General features: G+C 36.5%; 16 protein-coding genes. 13 read left to right on the top strand and 3 right to left on the bottom strand.

The window, feature by feature from the left end; translation table 11 throughout:
• Nucleotides 1–3: 3 nt before the first annotated feature.
• Both ACMHJ2_RS03165 and ACMHJ2_RS03160 read right to left on the bottom strand, forming a co-directional pair.
• Nucleotides 4–249: a DUF3098 domain-containing protein gene (locus ACMHJ2_RS03165; protein WP_413511508.1), complete on the bottom strand. Its 246-nt coding sequence runs from the start codon at nucleotides 247–249 to the stop codon at nucleotides 4–6.
• 2 nt (nucleotides 250–251) lie between these two features.
• Nucleotides 252–1,133 carry a cell division protein FtsX gene (locus tag ACMHJ2_RS03160; protein ID WP_413511507.1) on the bottom strand — a complete coding sequence of 294 codons (882 nt, stop codon included), beginning with the start codon at nucleotides 1,131–1,133 and terminating at the stop codon, nucleotides 252–254.
• 898 nt (nucleotides 1,134–2,031) lie between these two features.
• Here ACMHJ2_RS03160 and leuS point away from each other — a divergent pair.
• On the top strand, nucleotides 2,032–4,845 hold the full coding sequence (leuS, locus tag ACMHJ2_RS03155) for a leucine--tRNA ligase (RefSeq protein WP_413511506.1): 2,814 nt from the start codon (nucleotides 2,032–2,034) through the stop codon (nucleotides 4,843–4,845).
• A gap of 60 nt (nucleotides 4,846–4,905) precedes the next feature.
• Here leuS and ACMHJ2_RS03150 read toward each other — a convergent pair whose 3' ends face one another.
• The gene (locus tag ACMHJ2_RS03150; protein ID WP_413511505.1) at nucleotides 4,906–5,286 is read right to left on the bottom strand and encodes an SPOR domain-containing protein; all 381 of its coding nucleotides are present in this window, start codon (nucleotides 5,284–5,286) and stop codon (nucleotides 4,906–4,908) included.
• Nucleotides 5,287–5,506: 220 nt separating this feature from the next.
• Between ACMHJ2_RS03150 and ACMHJ2_RS03145 the strand changes: the two genes are divergently transcribed.
• The 12 genes from ACMHJ2_RS03145 (at nucleotide 5,507) to ruvA (ending at nucleotide 21,820) form a co-directional block, all read left to right on the top strand.
• A complete protein-coding gene (locus ACMHJ2_RS03145) occupies nucleotides 5,507–6,787 on the top strand; it encodes a c-type cytochrome (protein WP_413511504.1) in 1,281 nt (426 codons plus the stop codon).
• 37 nt (nucleotides 6,788–6,824) lie between these two features.
• Nucleotides 6,825–9,875, top strand: a complete 3,051-nt coding sequence (locus tag ACMHJ2_RS03140; RefSeq protein ID WP_413511503.1) for a TAT-variant-translocated molybdopterin oxidoreductase — start codon at nucleotides 6,825–6,827, stop codon at nucleotides 9,873–9,875.
• A gap of 40 nt (nucleotides 9,876–9,915) precedes the next feature.
• Complete coding sequence (gene nrfD, locus ACMHJ2_RS03135; protein ID WP_413511502.1) at nucleotides 9,916–11,325, top strand: NrfD/PsrC family molybdoenzyme membrane anchor subunit; 1,410 nt, start codon at nucleotides 9,916–9,918, stop codon at nucleotides 11,323–11,325.
• A 6-nt stretch (nucleotides 11,326–11,331) separates the two neighbouring features.
• Nucleotides 11,332–11,853, top strand: a complete 522-nt coding sequence (locus ACMHJ2_RS03130) for a DUF3341 domain-containing protein (RefSeq protein ID WP_413511501.1) — start codon at nucleotides 11,332–11,334, stop codon at nucleotides 11,851–11,853.
• A 7-nt stretch (nucleotides 11,854–11,860) separates the two neighbouring features.
• On the top strand, nucleotides 11,861–12,409 hold the full coding sequence (locus ACMHJ2_RS03125; protein WP_413511500.1) for a c-type cytochrome: 549 nt from the start codon (nucleotides 11,861–11,863) through the stop codon (nucleotides 12,407–12,409).
• 31 nt (nucleotides 12,410–12,440) lie between these two features.
• Nucleotides 12,441–13,760, top strand: coding sequence for a quinol:cytochrome C oxidoreductase (locus ACMHJ2_RS03120; protein WP_413511499.1), 1,320 nt, complete (start codon nucleotides 12,441–12,443; stop codon nucleotides 13,758–13,760).
• Nucleotides 13,761–13,777: 17 nt separating this feature from the next.
• On the top strand, nucleotides 13,778–14,944 hold the full coding sequence (locus ACMHJ2_RS03115) for a cytochrome c oxidase subunit II (protein ID WP_413511498.1): 1,167 nt from the start codon (nucleotides 13,778–13,780) through the stop codon (nucleotides 14,942–14,944).
• A 28-nt stretch (nucleotides 14,945–14,972) separates the two neighbouring features.
• Nucleotides 14,973–16,769 (top strand): cytochrome c oxidase subunit I, encoded by a 1,797-nt coding sequence (locus ACMHJ2_RS03110; RefSeq protein ID WP_413511497.1) that lies wholly within the window; start codon nucleotides 14,973–14,975, stop codon nucleotides 16,767–16,769.
• A gap of 83 nt (nucleotides 16,770–16,852) precedes the next feature.
• The gene (ruvB, locus tag ACMHJ2_RS03105) at nucleotides 16,853–17,875 is read left to right on the top strand and encodes a Holliday junction branch migration DNA helicase RuvB (protein WP_413511496.1); all 1,023 of its coding nucleotides are present in this window, start codon (nucleotides 16,853–16,855) and stop codon (nucleotides 17,873–17,875) included.
• 5 nt (nucleotides 17,876–17,880) lie between these two features.
• A complete protein-coding gene (queG, locus tag ACMHJ2_RS03100) occupies nucleotides 17,881–18,804 on the top strand; it encodes a tRNA epoxyqueuosine(34) reductase QueG (RefSeq protein WP_413511495.1) in 924 nt (307 codons plus the stop codon).
• 65 nt (nucleotides 18,805–18,869) lie between these two features.
• Complete coding sequence (locus ACMHJ2_RS03095; protein ID WP_413511494.1) at nucleotides 18,870–21,149, top strand: NADP-dependent malic enzyme; 2,280 nt, start codon at nucleotides 18,870–18,872, stop codon at nucleotides 21,147–21,149.
• An 89-nt stretch (nucleotides 21,150–21,238) separates the two neighbouring features.
• Entirely contained in the window at nucleotides 21,239–21,820 is a 582-nt protein-coding gene (ruvA, locus tag ACMHJ2_RS03090; RefSeq protein ID WP_413511493.1) for a Holliday junction branch migration protein RuvA, read from the top strand.
• Nucleotide 21,821 lies beyond the last annotated feature (1 nt).

Raw genomic sequence — 21,821 nt, 5'->3', positions numbered from 1 at the left:
TTATTATGATTGTTTTTTGTCTTTTTTGAAAATTGAATAAACCGCTACACCTATTCCAATAAAGAAAACGGCTGGAGCTAAATGAATTCTTCTAAAGCTGTAAATCGCTTCGTTAAATTGTGTAGGATCATCATTCGAAGCACCCGCCATTAGAATAAAACTCAAGGCTATGATTGCAAAACTTACGAGTAAAAGGGTGTAATTTTGTTTGGAGAACAAAAAGGTTGAAGGCTTGTTATCGTTTTTCATATTTAATAGAGTTCGTCTGATTTTAAGTTTAAGAATCGCTGTGTTGCGAAATATGTACTAATCGTTGTAATGATAATCCCAGCTAGTAAAAGACCTAAGCCAACGATAACTAAAGGCATGTAATTTTCTGTTGGAGAAAGTTCTAGATCGGGGAATTTTTTATCGAGATAAAAGGTAAGCGAACACAAGGCAAGGATGGCCAATACAGAACCAATTATACCCAAGCGCATGCTGTGCCAAATAAAAGGACGGCGAATAAAGTTTTTAGTTGCCCCAACCATTTGCATGGTTTTAATGGTAAAACGGCTTGAGAAAATCAACAAGCGCAAAGAACTATTAATCAACAACATCGATATAACCGTTAAAACAGCCGCAATAATCAAAACCCAATTGGTAATACGCGCGATATTAGCGTTGACTAATTCAACCAATTGTTTGTCGTAAGCTATTTCTGCTAGGTTCGGCGTTTTTAAAAAATCCGCCTCAATTTTAGCCAAACTATCCGATACCACATAGTCTCCTTGTATATAAACGTCATAGGAGTTTTGAAGCGGATTGTAGCCTAAAAATTCAAGGAAATCTTCTCCTAAATCCTCTTTTTGAGTTTCTGCAGCCTCTGCTTTGGATACAAAATTAAAGGATTTAACGTAAGGCGCTTCACTTAATTTTTTAGAAAATGCGTCAAATTCTTTTTGCGTGGCGGTATCATCAAAAAAGAGATTAATCGGAATATTTTCTCGAAAGTTATTCGATATTCTTTTTGAATTAATGACAAATAAGCTCAAGGCACCCAATAAAGTGAGAACCAAAAAAATACTTAATATCACTGAAAAATAAGACGAAATCAGTTTTCGCTTTTGGTATTTTTCATAAGGAGACGCCATAGTGCAATTTTTAAAGCTGTAAAATTAAAAAACAAAAGCGTTTTTTAATGATAATAACGATTAAACTTTTCTAATTGTTATAAATATAGTTTATTTCTGACTATTTATAGCATCTTTTGGTACTTTTAAAGGCTTAGTGAAAGTGATAAGGAACTAAAAATTGGTATTGTGCGGTCTGAAAATAGAGGAGGAGATTAAAAGTAACTTCTCTTTTTTTGGCATGAGCCATGACAAGAAGTTCCAGCAGAAGCAGGTGTCGTAGCAGGAGATAGCCTTGTCATAAAAGGGAAATCATGCACTGACTTTGTCTAGTCAAAACGCTTTAGTTTCGGTTGTCAAAATTAGATAAAAAGAGCTGAAAACAAGCACTGCTTTTTTAAGCCTAAAAAGGAATTAAGTTTTTGATATCGTGTTATTTGGGTAGGATTTGTTTAGGGGGGGATGAATTTCTTAAATCCCCTTTACGAGCAGTAAATACAAGTGTTGCAGGGAATTCTTTCAACAATTCTTCAAGAATATCCCGAGAATACTAGGGGTAAGCAGTTGTTTGTTGAAGGAAGGTTGAGGTAGTGTTGAGGAATTGTTGAGGAATTGTTGAGGTATTGCAGAGCCGTTAGTGCGGTGAGTTCAAGGTATTTTCAAATAAGTAATATGGGGTTTAATTTGCGTATACTTAGTCAAGACATAAGTAGCGTTTAAGGGAGGTTTAAGAGGTATTTGGTAATTGCATAGACGAGAGGTACAAAGAATATTCAGAAAAAAATTTTCCAGGGTTTTGTTTGAAGGAAGTAGATTAAAGTTTTCTCTTTCTTATAAATATAGTTTAATTTTGCGTCAAGATGGCGTTGTTTTTCGAGTGAATCGAGAAAGAACATGTGTAATCAATGATATTTGTACTATGAAATACAATCCAAGCGAAATTGAAGCAAAATGGCAAAAGTTTTGGAAAGAAAATGAAACTTTTAAAACCTCAAATAAATCTGATAAACCCAAGTATTATGTATTAGATATGTTTCCTTATCCATCTGGAGCAGGACTTCATGTTGGGCATCCACTGGGCTATATTGCATCAGATATCTTTGCTAGATACAAAAGACATAAAGGCTTCAATGTGTTACATCCACAAGGGTATGACAGTTTTGGATTGCCTGCAGAACAATATGCTATTCAAACAGGGCAGCATCCTGCAATTACCACCGAAGTAAATATTACCCGTTATAGAGAGCAATTAGATCAACTTGGTTTTTCATTTGATTGGTCTCGGGAGATTCGCACCTCCAATGCAGATTATTACAAGCATACCCAATGGATTTTTACCCAATTGTTTCAGGCTTGGTATAATAAAGTATCTGATAAAGCAGAAGCGATTGATACGTTAATCGCTCAATTTGAAAAAGAAGGAAATGCGAAGGTAGATGCGGTTTGTGATGATTCAATAACAAGTTTCACAGCACAACAATGGAAGGCGTATTCCAAAGAGGAAAAAGAAAGCATCTTGTTGCAGTATCGTTTAACGTATTTGGCGGAAACAGAAGTAAACTGGTGTCCTGCTTTAGGTACCGTTTTAGCGAATGACGAAATCAAAGATGGTTTATCTGAACGTGGAGGACATCCTGTTATTCGCAAAAAAATGAAACAATGGAGCATGCGCATTTCTGCTTATGCTGAAAGATTGTTAGAAGGATTAAATACAATTGACTGGACAGAAAGTCTAAAAGAAAGTCAACGAAATTGGATTGGAAAATCAGTAGGGGCTTCTGTTGTTTTTAAAGTAAAAGACAGCGAAGAAACAATTGAAGTGTTTACGACACGCCCTGATACGATTTTTGGTGTAAGTTTTATGACTTTAGCACCCGAACACGATTTAGTGAGAAAAATCACCACGCCAGAAAAATGGGGTGCAGTGGAAGCTTATATAGAGGCAACTTCAAAAAGAAGTGAACGCGATCGTATGGCTGATGTGAAAAAAATATCTGGGGTTTTTACAGGCGCTTATGCCGAACATCCTTTTACGAAAGAACCAGTTGAAATATGGATTGGCGATTACGTTTTAGCAGGCTATGGAACGGGGGCTGTTATGGCTGTTCCGGCAGGGGATACGCGTGATTATGCGTTTGCGAAGCACTTTGGTATTGCTATTAAAAATATTTTTAATCAAGATATCAGCGAAGAGGCTTTTGCTGAAAAAGAAGGTTTCGTATTAGAAAATTCAGATTTCTTGAATGGATTAGCTTACAAAGACGCCTCTGCTAAAGCAATTGAAGCCATCGAAAAATTAGGACAAGGAAAAGGAAAAACGAATTACCGTTTGCGCGATGCAGTATTTTCTCGTCAACGGTATTGGGGAGAACCATTTCCGGTGTACTATGTGAATGATTTACCTCAAATGATTGACAAGGCATATTTGCCAATTCTATTGCCAGAAGTAGAAAAGTATTTACCTACCGAAGATGGACAACCGCCTTTAGGAAATGCACATACGTGGGCTTGGGATACAATAAATAATAAAGTAGTGGCTACTGAATTAATAGATGGAAAAACCATTTTTCCACTAGAATTAAATACAATGCCTGGTTGGGCGGGTTCTTCGTGGTATTGGATGCGTTATATGGATCCAACGAATGAAGAATGCATTGCCTCTGAAGAAGCGTTGAGTTACTGGCAAAATGTCGATTTGTATATTGGCGGTAACGAACACGCAACCGGACACCTTTTGTACAGCCGTTTTTGGAATAAGTTTTTAAAAGATTGGGGCGTAGCGCCAACAGAGGAACCTTTTGCAAAGTTGATTAACCAAGGAATGATTTTGGGAACTTCTGCCTTTGTTTACCGAATTGAAGGAACGAATACCTTTATCTCAAAGGATATGATTACAGATGAAAAGGTACAACAACTGTATGCGTATGTCGGTTTAGTGAATAACTCTTCTGAATTAGACATGGAGGAATTCAAGGCTTGGAGACCCGATTATGCTACAGCTACCTTTATTTGTAATACAAATGGAAAATATATTGTTGGACATGAAGTTGAAAAAATGTCTAAGTCGTATTATAACGTAGTTAATCCAGATGACATCTGTAAAGAATACGGAGCGGATACCTTGCGTTTGTACGAAATGTTCTTAGGACCTTTGGAACAAGCTAAACCGTGGAATACAGCTGGAATTTCAGGGGTATCTGGTTTCTTGAAAAAATTGTGGAGATTGTATGCAGATGACACTGCGATTGTGGTAGTTGATGAAGAACCTACCCAAGAAATGTATAAATCCCTGCACAAAACAAGTAAGAAAGTACAAGAAGATATTGAAGGGTTTTCATTTAATACGTCTGTTTCTCAATTTATGATTTGTGTGAATGAGTTGAGTCAACAAAAATGCAATCACCGTGCTATTTTAGAGCCATTAGCCATTTTGGTAGCTCCTTATGCACCGCATATTGCAGAAGAGCTTTGGAGTATGCTTGGCTATACGGAAACAATTGCGGATCAGCCATTTCCTGTGTTTAATGCAGCGTATTTAATTGAAAGTTCAAAAGAATATCCCGTTTCATTTAATGGAAAAATGCGCTTTAAAATTGAATTGCCTTTGGATTTGAGTGTGCAGGAAATCGAGCAATTGATTTTAGCAGATGAAAGAACAAAAGCACAATTACAAGGACGTGAACCTAAAAAATTAATTGTAGTACCCGGAAAGATTATCAATATTGTTGGATAGTCTATAAGTAATACGAAATAAGAATAAAAAAATCCCGTTGCACCTGCAACGGGATTTTTTTTATTTACCAGGTCTCAATAAAAGAGAATTGTCGAAATCTTTTTTAAGCAGTTGAAGTTGTCTTTCGGCATCCAAACGCGTTTTGAAATTTCCAGCCAAAACTTTATAAGAAGGATTCGAATATATGAGTGTGGCTTCCATATCGGGATAAAGCCTTTTAAAGCGATTTAAAGCTTCCTTTGCGTCGTTGTTTTTACCGTAAAAAATCTGAATATTGTATTTATCCGTATTTAACCCTGAAGCAGTTGAACTCCTTTTAGCGTCCACTAGTTTTTTTATCGCTAAAGGCTCTTGTATTGAATTGTTTTTCTCTTGAGCATGACTTATTGTATGAATAAAAAACAAGCAAAAAAAGATCGGAAATAGTCTTAAAATTCTCATAATGAAATGTATTTAAAGCAAATTTACAACTATTCTTGAAAATAGCGCGGAAGCCCTTTATTTAGAACGCGTATAAATTAAAGATTAAGGTCGTTAAAGGTTTTAAGAGTTATGCATAAATTGTATTTTTGTCGGAGTTTGTAAATAAGGTGTATTGAATAATAAGTGATTCTTATTGTTATTAAAAAGACCAAGTTTAGTTGAAAATCAATTTATAACTATGAAAAAAGTGGGTAACCATAATTCGTTTTCAAAGATTTTATTCTTTTGTTTAGCATTAATGCTATCGTTTTCTACAATTTCGTTTGCTCAAGATGCAGCAAAAGGTAAGGAATTGTTTAATTCTAACTGTGCCGCTTGTCACAAGTTGGACGGTGCTGCTACTGGACCTGCACTTCGTGGAGTTGTTGAAAGACATGATGGAGATGTAGAGTGGCTACACAAGTGGATTAAAAGTAGTTCATCTTTGATTAAATCTGGAGATGCTCGTGCAGTTAAATTGTTTAACGAGTGGAACAAAGTTGTGATGAATGACTTTCCAGGTTTATCTGACCAGGATATAGATGATATCTTGGCGTATGCTTCAGAAGAAAAAGCAGCTCCTGCCGTAGCAGCTCCTGGTACAGATGCCGGTGCTAAAGGGCAAAGTGACGATGCAGTTTCTAACGTAATTGTATTAGGTGCGTTAGTTGTAGTATTGTTACTGTTGGTGACTATGCTTTTACTTGTTAAGAAAGTATTGAACAAAGTTGTCGAAGCAAACGGTTTAACAGAAGAAGTTCGTCAAACGATTCCGGTATGGAAAGCGTTTGTAAAAAATCAATTCTTAGTAATTACTTCAGTTATTGTCTTTATTCTAATTGGCTCGTATTTCGCTTTTGGCTTTATGATGCAAATTGGAGTGGATAAAGGATATGAACCGGTTCAGCCGATTCACTTCTCTCACAAAATCCACGCAGGAGATAATGGTATTGATTGTAAATACTGTCACTCATCAGCTAGATCAAGTAAAACTTCAGGGATTCCTTCTCTAAATGTTTGTATGAACTGTCATAAAAACATTAGTGAGTTTACAGGTGATGCTGGTACAGATTATGGAAAATATACGCCAGAATTTTACACCGCTGAAATTCATAAATTATATGATGCAGTTGGATGGGATCCGGCCGCTCAAAAATACACAGGTAAAGAGAAGCCTGTTAAATGGGTTCGTATTCATAATTTACCTGATTTCGTTTACTACAACCACTCACAACACGTAAATGTTGCTGGTTTAGAATGTCAAACTTGTCACGGACCAGTTGAGGAAATGGAAATCATGAGACAACATTCTCCATTAACAATGGGATGGTGTATCGACTGTCATAGAAAAACAGAAGTGAAGTTGAAAGACAATGCTTACTATGCGAAAATCCACGAAGAACTTGCTAACAAGTACGGCGTAGAGAAATTGACAGTTGCTCAAATGGGAGGACTTGAGTGTGGTAAATGTCACTATTAAGAATTATTTAAGAATTAGAAGCTAATATTTATATACAATGGCATCAAGCAAAAAATACTGGAAAAGTGTTGAAGAGCTGAATGATAATAGTTCTATTGTTGAGACGCTAAGAAACAATGAGTTTGTTGAAGAAATTCCTACAGATGAATTTCTAGGAGACAAAAACAAATTGTCTTCTTCTTCAACAACTCGTCGAGACTTTTTGAAATATGTTGGTTTTTCAACAGCTGCAGCGACTTTAGCAGCTTGTGAAGGACCGGTTATAAAATCAATACCTTATGTTGTTCAACCAGAGGAAATTATCCCTGGTATTGCAGATTACTACGCTACTACGGTTGCAGATGGATTTGATTTTGTGAATGTTTTGGTTAAGACTCGCGAGGGTCGTCCAATTAAAATTGATAATAACAAACTTGCAAATGCATATTCTGGTGCAAATGCACGTGTACATGCATCGGTACTTTCGATGTATGATAGCTTACGATTAAAAGCACCAAAAATTGAAGGAAAGAATGTTTCTTGGGATGAAGTAGATGCTAAAGTAAGAGCAAGTTTACAAGAGGCAAAATCAACAGGAGGAAGCGTTGTACTTTTAACTAATACAATGGCTAGCCCTTCTACAGATAAAATAATAGGCGCGTTTATTGAAGCAAATCCAAACGCTAAACACGTAGTTTACGATGCGATTTCATCTTCTACAGCTGCAGATGCATATGAGCAAGCGTACGGAAAACGCGGATTAGCAGATTATGATTTTGGAAAAGCAAATGTAATTGTTTCTGTAGGTGCAGATTTCTTAGGAGATTGGCAAGGTGGAGGTTATGATTCAGCATATGGTCAAAATCGTATCCCTAAAAATGGCGTAATGTCTAAGCATATTCAGATTGAATCAAATATGAGTCTTTCTGGTGCAAATGCAGATGTTCGTATTCCAATAACCGTTGCAGAACAAAAAGCAGCTTTAGTAAAGTTGTATAATGCTATTGTTGGAGGATCTGTTTCTTCTGCCAATACAGCTTACGACGAAGCGATTGTAAAAGCAGCTAAACAAGTGAAAGCAGCAGGTTCAAAAGGAGTTGTTATTACAGGTTTGGATGATGTAAATGCTCAATTAGTTGTTTTGGCTATTAATGAAGCGCTACAATCAGAGGCTTTCTTGCCAGAACAAACCAAATATGTAAGACAAGGTAATACTGCAAAAGTTGCCGAGTTAATTAAAGAAATGAACGCAGGTAAAGTTCATACCTTAATTATGTCGGGAATTAACCCAGTATATACTTTAGCAAATAGTACTGCTTTTGTAGAAGGATTAAAGAAAGTGAAAACTTCAGTTAGTTTCTCTATAAAAGAAGATGAGACGGCTTTAGAGGCTACAATTGTAGCAGCAACCCCTCATTATTTAGAGGCTTGGGGTGACGTAATGATTAAACAAGGTCATTACTCTGTAACTCAACCTACAATCAGACCTTTATTTGATACAAGACAGTTCCAAGACGCTTTATTGTTGTGGAATGGTAATAATACAGCGTATTATGACTATGTAAAAACCACAAGTGCTTCTTATGTTTCTGGGTTAACTTGGAATCAATTGGTTCACGATGGTTTTGCTATCGTTGGTGAAAATGCAAAAGTGACTGCGAATGCAGATTTCTCTTCTGCTGTTTCGGCCTTAAGCAAAGCGAAAAAAGCAGAAGGTCTTGAATTAGTATTGTATACTAAAACAGGAATGGGAGATGGTCAACAAGCTAATAACCCTTGGTTACAAGAGTTTCCAGATCCAATCTCACGTGTTTCTTGGGATAACTATTTAACAGTTTCACGTGTTGATGCTGAAGCTTTGGGGATCGTAAATTTCCACGTTGCTAATGGTGGATTAGACGGAAGCTATGTTACAGTTGAAGTAAACGGTGTTAAACTAGAAAACGTACCTGCTTTAATCCAACCAGGACAAGCACAAGGTACTGTTGGTTTAGCTTTCGGTTACGGAAGAAAAGCAAGTTTAAAAGAAGATATGCAAGTTGGGGTTAACGCGTATACGCTATATCACAACTTCGAAAATGTTCAACAAGTAAGTGTAACAAAAGGAACAGGAAACCATGAGTTTGCTTGTGTTCAGTTGCAAAACACCTTGATGAGTAGAGGAGATATTCTTAAAGATACTACTTTAGAGATTTTCAATACAAAAGATACAGAAGAGTGGAATATCTTCCCTATGGTTTCGTATGACCACCAGGAAGTAAGAGCTTCTTCTATTGATATTTGGGAATCATTCGATCGTACAGTAGGTCACCACTTTAATTTATCGATTGACTTAAATGCTTGTACGGGATGTGGAGCTTGTGTTATTGCTTGTCACGCAGAAAATAACGTACCTGTAGTTGGTAAATCAGAAGTTAGAAGAAGTAGAGATATGCACTGGTTGCGTATTGATAGATACTATTCGTCAGAAGATACATTTGCTGCGGATGTAGATAAAAAAGTTACAGCAAAAGGATTCACAGAAGCACATGATGCTTATAAAGATTTAGAGCACCCTGCGGATAATCCACAAGTGGCTTTCCAACCTGTAATGTGTCAACACTGTAATCACGCACCTTGTGAAACAGTATGTCCAGTAGCTGCAACATCACACGGACGCCAAGGGCAAAACCATATGGCTTACAACCGTTGTGTTGGAACTAGATATTGCGCAAACAACTGTCCATATAAGGTAAGACGTTTCAACTGGTTCTTATATTCTCAAAATAATGAGTTCGATTATCACATGAATGACGATTTAGGACGTATGGTATTAAACCCAGACGTAGTAGTTCGTTCAAGAGGGGTAATGGAAAAATGTTCATTGTGTATTCAAATGACACAAGCAACAATCTTGAAAGCGAAAAATGAAGGTAGAGCGGTTCGTGCAAACGAATTCGAAACGGCTTGTTCGGCGGCTTGTTCAAGTGGAGCTATGGTATTTGGAGATGTTAATGAAAAAGAATCAGATATTACTAAATTAGCTGAATCAGATAGATCATACCATTTATTAGAGCACATTGGTACAAAACCAAATGTATTCTATCATGTTAAGGTTAGAAATATCTAGTTTAAAAAGAAGTATTAATTAAAGAAACATATAAAGGATTATGTCGTCACATTACGAAGCACCCATTAGAAAACCTTTAGTTATCGGTAAGAAGTCTTACCACGATATAACTGTGGATGTGGCTAGACCTGTTGAGGGACGAGCAAATAAATTATGGTGGAGAGTATTCGCTATTGCTTTGTTAGCTTTCCTATGGGGTGTAGGCTGTATGGCTTACACTGTAGGTACAGGTATAGGTACTTGGGGATTAAATAAAACTGTTGGATGGGCTTGGGATATTACCAATTTCGTTTGGTGGGTTGGTATCGGCCACGCTGGTACATTAATTTCTGCTGTATTATTATTATTCAGACAAAAATGGAGAATGGCTATTAACCGTTCTGCAGAGGCGATGACCATCTTCTCTGTAGTTCAGGCTGGTTTATTCCCTATTATACATATGGGACGCCCTTGGTTAGCGTACTGGGTGTTACCTATTCCAAACCAATTTGGTTCATTATGGGTAAACTTTAACTCACCGTTATTATGGGACGTTTTCGCGATTTCAACGTATTTATCTGTATCATTGGTTTTCTGGTGGACAGGTTTAATGCCCGATTTCGCTATGTTACGTGATAGAGCGATTACACCTTTTACAAAAAGAGTATATTCAATCTTATCTTTCGGTTGGTCAGGTAGAGCAAAAGATTGGCAACGTTTCGAAGAAGTATCATTAGTATTAGCTGGTTTAGCTACGCCTCTTGTACTTTCTGTACACACGATTGTATCTTTTGACTTTGCAACGTCTGTTATCCCTGGATGGCATACAACAATCTTACCACCTTACTTCGTAGCAGGAGCTATTTTCTCTGGATTTGCAATGGTTAATACCTTGTTGATTATCATGAGAAAAGTATCTAGCTTAGAAGATTATATTACGGTACAACACATCGAATTGATGAATATCGTAGTTATGATTACAGGTTCTATTGTTGGGGTAGCTTATATCACAGAGTTATGGGTGGCTTGGTATTCTGGTGTAGAGTATGAACAATACGCTTTCTTAAACCGTGCTTCAGGTCCTTACTGGTGGGCGTACTGGTTGATGATGACGTGTAACGTAATTTCTCCACAAGTGATGTGGGTGAAGAAAATTAGAACCAATATCATGGCGTCGTTTATTATTTCAATTATAGTAAATATCGGAATGTGGTTTGAGCGTTTTGTAATTATCGTTACCTCCTTACACAGAGATTACTTACCATCATCTTGGACGATGTTCCAACCAACTTTTGTTGATGCTGGTATTTATATTGGAACAATCGGTTTCTTTTTTGTATTATTTTTATTATATTCAAGAAGTTTTCCTGTAATTGCACAAGCAGAGGTGAAAACTATCTTGAAATCATCAGGAGAATACTATAAAAAAGAAAGAGAGAGTAAAGAAGGTCATCAATCATTAAATCACTAATTCATTATGAGTAATAAGTTTATTCACGCCATATACAATGATGATGATGTGTTATTAGATGCAGTTAGAGAAACGAGATCTGCTCACCATCACATTGAAGAGATATACACGCCTTTCCCAGTTCACGGACTAGATAAGGCGATGGGATTAAAACCAACGAGATTAGCTATTTGTGCTTTTTTATATGGTTTGATTGGTTTAGCATTCGGAACAAGCATGATGTATTTTATCATGATTGCAGATTGGCCACAAGATATTGGAGGTAAACCTAGTTTTAGTTTTATCCAAAATATGCCAGCTTTCGTACCTATTATGTTTGAGATGACTGTTTTGTTTTCTGCCCACTTAATGGTATTAACTTTTTACTTTAGAAGTAAATTGTGGCCCTTTAAACAAGCAGAAAATCCAGATGTTAGAACAACTGATGACCATTTCTTAATGGAGGTTGCTTTCAAAGGAGACGAGGATACTGCCATTGACTTTTTCAAAGGTACAGGAGCAGTAGAAGTTAAAGTAATTGAAAAGTAATAGTAGCATGAAATCGATATATAAAATAGTAACTTTAGCAGGTGTAGCTGTTTTGACTACGTCTTGTTTTAATAAAGAGCGTCCTAACTATCAGTTTATGCCAAATATGTACGAATCTGTTGCATACGAAACATATTCTGAGGTTCCTACTACTGTTTTTAAAAATGGTAAAGAAGGACAACTTCCTGCAGAAGGTTCTGTACCTCGTGGATTTCAACCTGAGGAGTATCCAAATACTCCAGAAGGTTTAGCCGAGGCAAAACTAAATTCAAAATCACCCTTAACTGCAGAGGAGAGAGAGTCGGAGAAAGGTAAAGCGCTATATGCAATTTACTGTTCAGTTTGTCACGGTGCAAAAGGAGATGGAAAAGGAAACTTGGTGAAGAGAGAAAAATTCTTAGGGGTTCCTAACTATCATGATAGAGAACTTACAGAAGGTGGAATCTACCATGTTATTACTTATGGTTTGAATTCAATGGGTTCACATGCGAATCAATTAACGCAACACGAGCGTTGGTTAGTAGCTGATTATGTGCTTAAATTGAAATCAGAATAATAAATTGTAAAACTTAGTTGAAAGTTTAGATATGTACACATTATCAAAAAATTTGAAAACCTTTGCGTTAGTCCTGATGGTTTTAGGATTAGTAGGGATTGCGTATGGGTTCTTCAGTGCACCAAAGACGACTGCTGATATAGAGCAGATTTTGAATGAGCAAGCTCACCATGGTGGGGGACATCAGGATGCAGAGCATCAGGGTGGGCATGATTCTGTTTCTGAAGCAGATCACGATGCACATCAAAAACATTTAGAGCATGTGTTAACACAGATGCAAAATAAACCTTGGACAGCTGTATACGTGGCTTGTATTTTTGTAATGCTTGTTTCTCTTGGGATTTTAGCTTTTTACGGAATTAATTACGCCGCATCTGCAGGTTGGTCTCCCGTTCTTTTCCGCGTTATGGAAGGATTAACGGCTTACCTATTGCCAGGGTCTATTATTTTCTTTCTTTTATTAGTTGCTAGTTCAATGGGAGGTAATCATCTATTTATTTGGATGGATCCCGCTATCGTTGAACACGATTCATTAATTCAAGCAAAAACAGGCTATTTAAATATTCCTTTCTTCCTTATAAGAGCTGTCATTTTCTTAGGTGGTTGGAACTTGTATAGAATCTATATGAGAAAACAATCATTGAAATTAGACGCTACAGGTGATTTGACTTTTCATAAAAAAATGTTCAAAGCTTCTGCTGGTTTCTTAGCTTTCTTTATTGTTACTGAATCAATGGCTTCTTGGGACTGGATTATGTCTATAGATACACACTGGTATAGTACTTTATTTGGATGGTATGTATTTGCTAGTTTCTTTGTTACGGGTATTACAACAATCGCTTTTGCTACCTTATACCTAAAAGGGAAAGGCTATTTAGAGTTTGTGAATACAAGTCATATTCATGATTTAGCTAAATTTATGTTTGGTTTAAGTATTTTCTGGACTTACCTTTGGTTCTCACAGTTCATGTTACAGTGGTATTCAAATATTCCAGAAGAGGTTACTTACTTTATCTTCAGAATTCAAGAGTATAACTTACCATTCTTCGGAATGTTAGTATTGAACTTTGTGTTGCCTTTATTATTATTGCTTAACACAGACTTCAAACGTCTATCTTGGATCGTTGTTATGGCTGGTACTTGTATTATTGTAGGTCACTATTTAGACTTCTATATTATGATCAGTCCAGGTACAGTTGGTGCATCTTGGTTTATTGGTGTTACTGAAATCGCTGCCTTAATGTTCTTCATCGGATTATTTATCTATGTTGGATTTACAGCTATTTCTAAAGCGCCATTGCTAGCTAAGAACAACCCGCTAATTGAAGAGAGTAAGCATTTTCATTATTAATAATTAAAAATAAACCAATGACTAGTTTATTAATAGTAGCGATAGTTGTGTTATTAGGAGTTGCAATTTGGCAATTGACTAAAATATTCGACCTAACGCAAGTAGGATCAGGACCTGATAACTATAAATCTCAAGTAGCTAACGAGAAAGATAATAACGTACATGGTTATATAACTTTTGGATTTTTAGCTTTCATTTACATTTTCACTATTTATTGTTTAGTGAAATTTGGAAAGTTTCCATTGATGAGCGATTCAGCTTCTGAACACGGAGAAACAGTAGATAATCTAATGTGGATTTCTATGATTTTGATTTTCTTTGTTCAAATTCTTACGCAGTTTTTATTACACTATTTTGCTTTTCAAGCACGTGGAGTAAAAGGAAGAAAAGCTAGATATTTTTCGGATAATGATAAATTAGAAGCAGCTTGGACTATTATTCCAACCATTACTTTAACTGGTTTAATTCTTTATGGATTATTTGCTTGGAATGATATCATGTTTGTCAACGAAGAAGAAGAAGTAATCAATATTGAAGTATATGCCAAACAATTTGCTTGGGATATTCGTTACTCTGGAACTGACAATACTTTAGGAAAAGCCAACGTGCGTTTTATTAAAGGAGTAAATGTGGTTGGTGTTGATATGACGGATCCGAATGCACAAGATGATAAAATGGCAAAAGAACTTCATTTACCTGTAGGTAAAAAAGTAGTTTTGAAATTTAGATCTCAAGATGTATTACACTCTGCTTATTTGCCACACTTTAGAGCACAGATGAACTGTGTACCAGGTATGGTAACTCAATTCGCTTTTGTACCAACAGTTACAACAGAAGAAATGAGAAGCCGTGAGAGTATTGTTAATAAAGTGAATAATATTAATAATATTAGAGCGGAGAAAAGCCAGAAATTAGTAGCTGAAGGACATGAAGCTTTAGACCCATATACATTTGATTACTTATTATTATGTAACAAAATTTGTGGTGCTTCACATTATAACATGCAACTTAAAGTTGTTGTGTCAACAGAAGAAGAATTTAAGGCTTGGTTAAAAGAGTTGCCAACTTTAGCAGATCAATTGGCTGCTGAAAATGGTGCTAAAGAAGAAGTTGGTGCTCCTGCTGAAACAGAAGTTGTTACAGAAGAAGTAGAAACGGAAGCTATCGCTCAAGTAGTAAAATAAAACTCACATATTTAATAAAACTTATACTATGTCAGCAGTAGGACACGATATTATTAATGATCACGATCACGATCATCACGATAAAGGAAATTTCTTTACTAAATATGTTTTTAGTTTAGATCACAAGATGATTGCTAAACAATACCTGATTACAGGTATTATCATGGGAATCATTGGGATTGTAATGTCCCTTTTATTTAGAATGCAAATTGCGTGGCCTGAAGAATCTTTTCAGGTATTTAAATGGTTACTAGGAGAAAAAATGGCTCCCGATGGAGTTATGCGTAATGATGTTTATCTTGCTTTGGTTACCATGCACGGTACAATTATGGTATTCTTCGTATTAACTGCAGGTTTAAGTGGTACGTTCTCGAACTTACTTATTCCTTTGCAAATTGGAGCACGTGATATGGCTTCAGGATTTATGAACATGCTATCTTACTGGTTATTCTTTATTTCTGCGGTATTAATGGTTTTTTCATTATTCGTAGAAGGAGGACCAGCATCATCAGGATGGACGATTTATCCTCCATTAAGTGCTTTACCACAAGCAATCCCAGGCTCTGGTATGGGAATGACTTTATGGTTAATTTCAATGGCTATTTTCATCGCTTCTTCTTTAATGGGATCTTTGAACTATGTAGCAACCGTTGTTAATTTAAGAACTAAAGGTATGACGATGACTCGTATGCCTTTGACAATTTGGGCTTTATTCGTTACGGCTATTATCGGTATCGTTTCTTTCCCAGTTCTTTTATCAGCAGCTTTATTATTGATTTTCGATAGAAGTTTTGGTACATCATTCTTCTTATCAGATATTTATTTAGCGGGTGAAGTTTTACATTACCAAGGTGGTTCTCCTGTATTATTCGAACACTTGTTCTGGTTCTTAGGTCACCCTGAGGTATATATTGTAATCTTACCTGCAATGGGTATTACATCCGAAATTATTGCAACTTCAGCTCGTAAACCAATCTTTGGTTACCGCGCGATGATTGCGTCAATTTTAGGTATTGCTTTCTTATCAACTATTGTTTGGGGACACCATATGTTCGTTTCGGGTATGAACCCGTTCTTGGGATCGGTGTTTACCTTTACTACGTTGTTGATTGCAATTCCTTCTGCAGTAAAAGCATTTAACTATATCACGACGATTTGGAGTGGTAATATTCAAATGAACCCTGCTATGTTATTCTGTATTGGTTTCGTTTCTACGTTCATTACAGGAGGTTTAACAGGAATTATTTTGGGAGATTCAACACTAGATATCAACGTACATGATACATATTTCGTTATTGCTCACTTCCACTTAGTAATGGGTATTTCTGCTCTTTACGGAATGTTTGCAGGTATCTACCACTGGTTCCCTAAAATGTTTGGACGTATGATGAATAAAAACTTAGGTTATATTCACTTCTGGGTAACTGCTGTTTGTGCGTACGGGGTATTCTTCCCAATGCACTTCATCGGATTAGCTGGTTTACCACGTCGTTATTACTCAAATACAGCTTTCCCATTATTTGATGAATTCTATGATGTGAACGTATTAATTACAGTATTTGCTTTAGTAGGTTCGGCTTTCCAATTAGTTTTCTTATGGAACTTCTTTACTAGTATTTTCTACGGTAAAAAAGCACCTCAAAACCCTTGGAGATCTAACAGTTTAGAGTGGACTACACCAGTAGAACATTTACATGGAAACTGGCCTGGTGAATTACCAGTTGTTTACAGATGGCCTTATGACTATAGTAAACCTGGATTACCAGAAGATTATGCCCCTCAAACTATGCCTTATATGGAAGGTGAGGAACAATTACACCACTAAGATTATTTTAGTTTAAATATAAAACGCCATTCAAATTTGAATGGCGTTTTTTTGTATCCCTTTTTTTCATTTATCTTTGTTGTATGAATGAGCATTTAGATCCTACAAACAAGCATTTCAATCCTGAAGAATTAGACGTTGAAAGAAAACTCAGACCGCTGTCCTTTGATGACTTTGCAGGTCAGGATAGTGTTTTGGAAAATCTGAAAATATTTGTGGCCGCGGCAAACCAAAGAGGGGAAGCCTTGGATCATACGTTATTTCATGGACCTCCAGGACTCGGAAAGACAACTTTGGCTAATATCTTAGCCAATGAGTTGAATGTGGGAATTAAAATTACTTCAGGTCCTGTTTTAGATAAACCCGGAGATTTAGCCGGATTATTGACAAACTTGGAGGAAAGAGATGTCTTGTTTATCGATGAAATTCACCGGTTAAGCCCTATTGTGGAAGAGTATTTGTATTCGGCCATGGAGGATTTTAAAATAGATATTATGATTGAGTCTGGACCGAATGCGCGTTCGGTTCAAATTCACTTAAATCCTTTTACCCTAGTTGGGGCAACCACCCGTTCAGGCTTATTGACTTCCCCAATGCGCGCGCGTTTTGGGATTCAAAGTCGCTTGCAATATTACTCCAAAGAATTACTCGCGACCATCGTTGAGCGAAGTTCTTCTATTTTGAATGTTCCTATTGATTTTGTGGCCGCGATTGAAATTGCTGGTCGCAGTCGCGGAACACCGAGGATTGCCAACGCATTGCTGCGTAGGGTACGCGATTTTGCTCAAATTAAGGGCAATGGCAGCATTGATATTCAAATCGCTAAATATGCCTTAAATGCACTTAATGTGGATGCACGCGGCTTGGATGAAATGGATAATAAAATCTTATCTACGATTATTGATAAATTTAAAGGAGGTCCTGTGGGATTATCTACTTTGGCAACGGCTGTTTCTGAAAATGCAGAAACCTTAGAAGAGGTGTATGAACCGTATTTGATTCAAGAAGGATTTATCATTCGAACACCGCGTGGACGTGAAGCAACAGAATTGGCATTTAAACATTTGGGCAGAAGTCAGTCAGTAGGTGGCTTATTTGACTTGTAAAAAATATGGATCATACTTCGCGTTACTCTGAATTAATTAAAGCGGAAGCAAAACGCCTGGGATTTTTGTCCTGTGGGATTTCTAAAGCAGGTTTTTTAGAGTCCGAAGCTCCGCGTTTGGAAAAGTGGTTAAAGGGCAATATGCATGGAAGTATGCAGTATATGGAGAATCATTTCGACAAGCGTCTTGATCCTACTTTATTAGTAGAAGGCGCAAAAAGTGTGGTCTCTTTGCTGTTTAATTACTATCCTGAAAAGGAACAAACAACGAGTAGTTATAAGATTTCAAAATACGCGTATGGCGAAGATTACCACTATGTGGTCAAAGACAAATTAAAAGAACTTCTGTATTTTATTCACGAAAATATTGGCGCCGTTGACGGAAGAGTTTTTGTTGATTCAGCTCCTGTTTTGGACAAAGCCTGGGCAGCGAAAAGCGGCTTAGGATGGATTGGAAAAAACAGCAATCTTATTGCCAAGCAAGTAGGCTCTTTTTTCTTTATTGCAGAATTAATTATCGATTTAGAACTTGAATCCGATGGTGCTACTACAGACCACTGTGGAAAGTGTACCCGATGCATTGATGCGTGTCCAACCAGTGCTATAGAAAGCGCTTATATCGTTAACGCGTCTAAGTGTATTTCGTACTTTACCATTGAGTTAAAGGAAGATATCCCCAAAGAATTTGCTGGTAAGTTTGAGGATTGGATGTATGGTTGTGATGTTTGTCAAGACGTTTGCCCATGGAATCGCTTTTCTCAGCCCCATAGTGAACCCCGATTTACTCCTAATAGCGCGTTAATTGATTATTCTGATCGTGAGTGGGAAGAACTTACTAATGATATTTTTAACGATATTTTTAAGAAATCTGCAGTAAAAAGAACAAAATATACTGGATTAATACGGAATATTAAATTTTTAAAGGAATAGAATTCTAACATAAAATTATCTTTAAAAAGAGGTAACTTTGTTTATTCGGTTAAAAAATATTTTTTATGAATAAAGAAAGCTTACGTAGGGAAGCGTTGTTGTATCACGCAAAACCAACGCCTGGAAAAATTCAAGTAGTACCTACAAAGAAATATTCTTCTCAAAGAGATTTAGCATTGGCTTACTCACCTGGAGTTGCCGAGCCTTGTTTAGAAATAGCAAAAGATGTAAATAATGTTTATAAATATACAGCGAAAGGAAACTTAGTCGCTGTTATATCAAACGGTACAGCTGTTTTAGGTTTGGGAAATATTGGTCCTGAAGCGTCAAAACCTGTAATGGAAGGGAAAGGACTCTTGTTTAAGATTTTTGCTGATATTGATGTGTTTGATATTGAAGTAGATACTACGGATATTGAGGCATTCATCCAAACAGTGAAGAATATTGCACCTACCTTTGGGGGGATCAACTTAGAAGACATCAAAGCCCCTGAATCTTTTGAAATTGAAAGAAGATTAAAAGAGGAATTGAATATTCCTGTAATGCACGATGATCAACACGGAACAGCTATTATTTCAGCCGCGGCTCTATTGAATGCGATAGAATTAGCAGGAAAGAATATCGGAGAAGTGAAAATGGTCGTTTCAGGAGCGGGTTCTGCCGCTATTGCTTGTGCAAATCTATATGTTGCATTTGGTGTTAAACAAGAAAATATCTTAATGTTTAACAGCAAAGGAGTATTGAAGAAAAACGATGATCGCATTTCGGATTTACAACAAGTATATGCCGTTGATTACGATATCTCTTTATTAGATGCAATGAAAGGAAGCGATGTATTCATCGGTCTTTCAACTGCGGATGTTGTTACACCTGAGATGTTATTGGGTATGGCAGCTAATCCAATTGTATTTGCTATGGCTAATCCTAAACCAGAAATTGACTATACCTTGGCGGTTGAAACGCGTAAAGATGTAATCATGGCTACGGGTAGATCGGATTATCCAAACCAAGTGAATAACGTACTGGGATTCCCGTATATCTTTAGAGGAGCCTTAGATGTTCGCTCTACTAAAATCAACGAAGAAATGAAGATGGCAGCAGTGATGGCTTTAGCTAAATTAGCGAAAGAACCTGTGCCAGAACAAGTAAATATTGCGTACGGAGAAACGAAATTTAGTTTTGGCCGTGAGTATATTATTCCAAAACCTTTTGATCCAAGGTTAATCGCAGTAGTTCCTCCAGCCGTTGCAAAAGCAGCCATGGATTCTGGATTAGCGGAAGCACCAATTACCGATTGGGATAAATATAAGCAAGAGTTAGAAGAGCGAATGGGTTCTGATAACAAATTGGTGCGTATGTTGTTTAATCGAGCTAAAATTGATGCTAAACGCGTGGTTTATGCTGAAGCAGATCACCTCGATGTATTAAAAGCAGCTCAAATTGCTTATGAAGAAGGAATTGCTATTCCAATTTTATTAGGGGATAAAGAGACAATCTTAGAGTTGAAAAAGGAAATCGAATTCTTCGCTGATGTAGAGATTATCGATCCTAAAGCAGAAACAGAGAAAGAAAGAAGAGCGCAATTTGCAGAATTATATTGGCAAACAAGACAACGCAAAGGAATCACACAATACGAAGCTTCAAAATTAATGCGTGAACGCAATTATTTTGCAGCGATGTTAGTGAATACAGATCAAGCAGATGTTTTGTTAACGGGATATTCTCGTAGCTACCCAACGGTTGTAAAACCAATTTTGGAATTAATCCCAAGAACACAAGGGGTAGAGAAAATCGCTACAGCAAACTTGATGATGACCAAAAGAGGGCCTATGTTTTTGGCAGATACCGCTATTAATCCAAACCCTACAGCAGAAGAATTAGCGAAAATCGCAGTAATGGTGGAGAAAACCGTTAAATTATTTGGCTTAGACCCTGTAATTGCCATGTTGTCTTATACTAACTTTGGCTCTGCAACCCAAGCTTCTCCAACAAAAGTGAAAGAAGCCGTTCGTATTTTACATGAACAATACCCAGATATGATTGTTGATGGTGAAATTCAAATGGATTTTGCTTTGAATAATGAGATGCTAAAATCTAAATTCCCTTTCTCGAGATTGGTAAATAAAAAAGTGAATACCTTGGTTTTTCCAAACTTGGATTCAGCGAATATTACCTATAAAATGTTGAAAGAATTAAATAAAGCGACTTCAATCGGTCCAATTATTATGGGACTTGAAAAAGCAGTTCACATATTTCAATTAGGCGCAAGCGTAGATGAAATGGTGAATATGACAGCTGTGGCAGTTGTAGATGCTCAAGTTAGAGAGAGCCGCAAGAAAAAATAAAAAATAAAAAAAAATCTTCCTTGGTTTGCCACTCATTATGTTAGTAAATAGTTAAAATTATTTACTATTTTTGATGAAAATTAGATTGTATGATTGCGCAGATTCAAGGAAGATTAATTGAAAAAACACCTACAGAAGTGATTGTTGATTGTCATGGAGTAGGCTATCAAATAAATATATCACTCTATACGTATTCGCTTATAGGTAACTCTGAAAACCTAAAGCTTTATACTTTTCTTCAAATTAAAGAGGATGCCCATACTTTATTTGGTTTTATTGATAAAGTTGAACGCGAATTATTTAAACTCTTAATTTCTGTATCGGGTGTTGGAGGAAATACAGCACGTAATATTTTATCCTCTACAATTCCTAAAGAACTCTTGCAAATGATTGCCAATGCGGATGCTAAAAGTATTCAGCGCATTAAGGGCATTGGGGTGAAAACAGCCCAGAGAATTATCTTAGACTTACAAGAAAAGGTAATCAAACTTTATAATATTGACGAAGTTTTACCAACAATTAACAATACAAACGCCGATGAAGCGTTATCTGCTTTAGAGGTGCTTGGTTTTGTTCGCAAAACAGCAGAAAAAGTAGTAGACGCCATTTTAAAAGTGGATCCTGAAGCCTCTGTAGAGACTATTATTAAACAAGCATTAAAAAAGTTGTAAG

It is taken from the genome of Myroides odoratus (assembly GCF_965118575.1).
In the GTDB taxonomy this organism is placed as follows: domain Bacteria; phylum Bacteroidota; class Bacteroidia; order Flavobacteriales; family Flavobacteriaceae; genus Flavobacterium; species Flavobacterium odoratum_B.
This window is presented reverse-complemented; position numbering and strand designations above follow the sequence as displayed.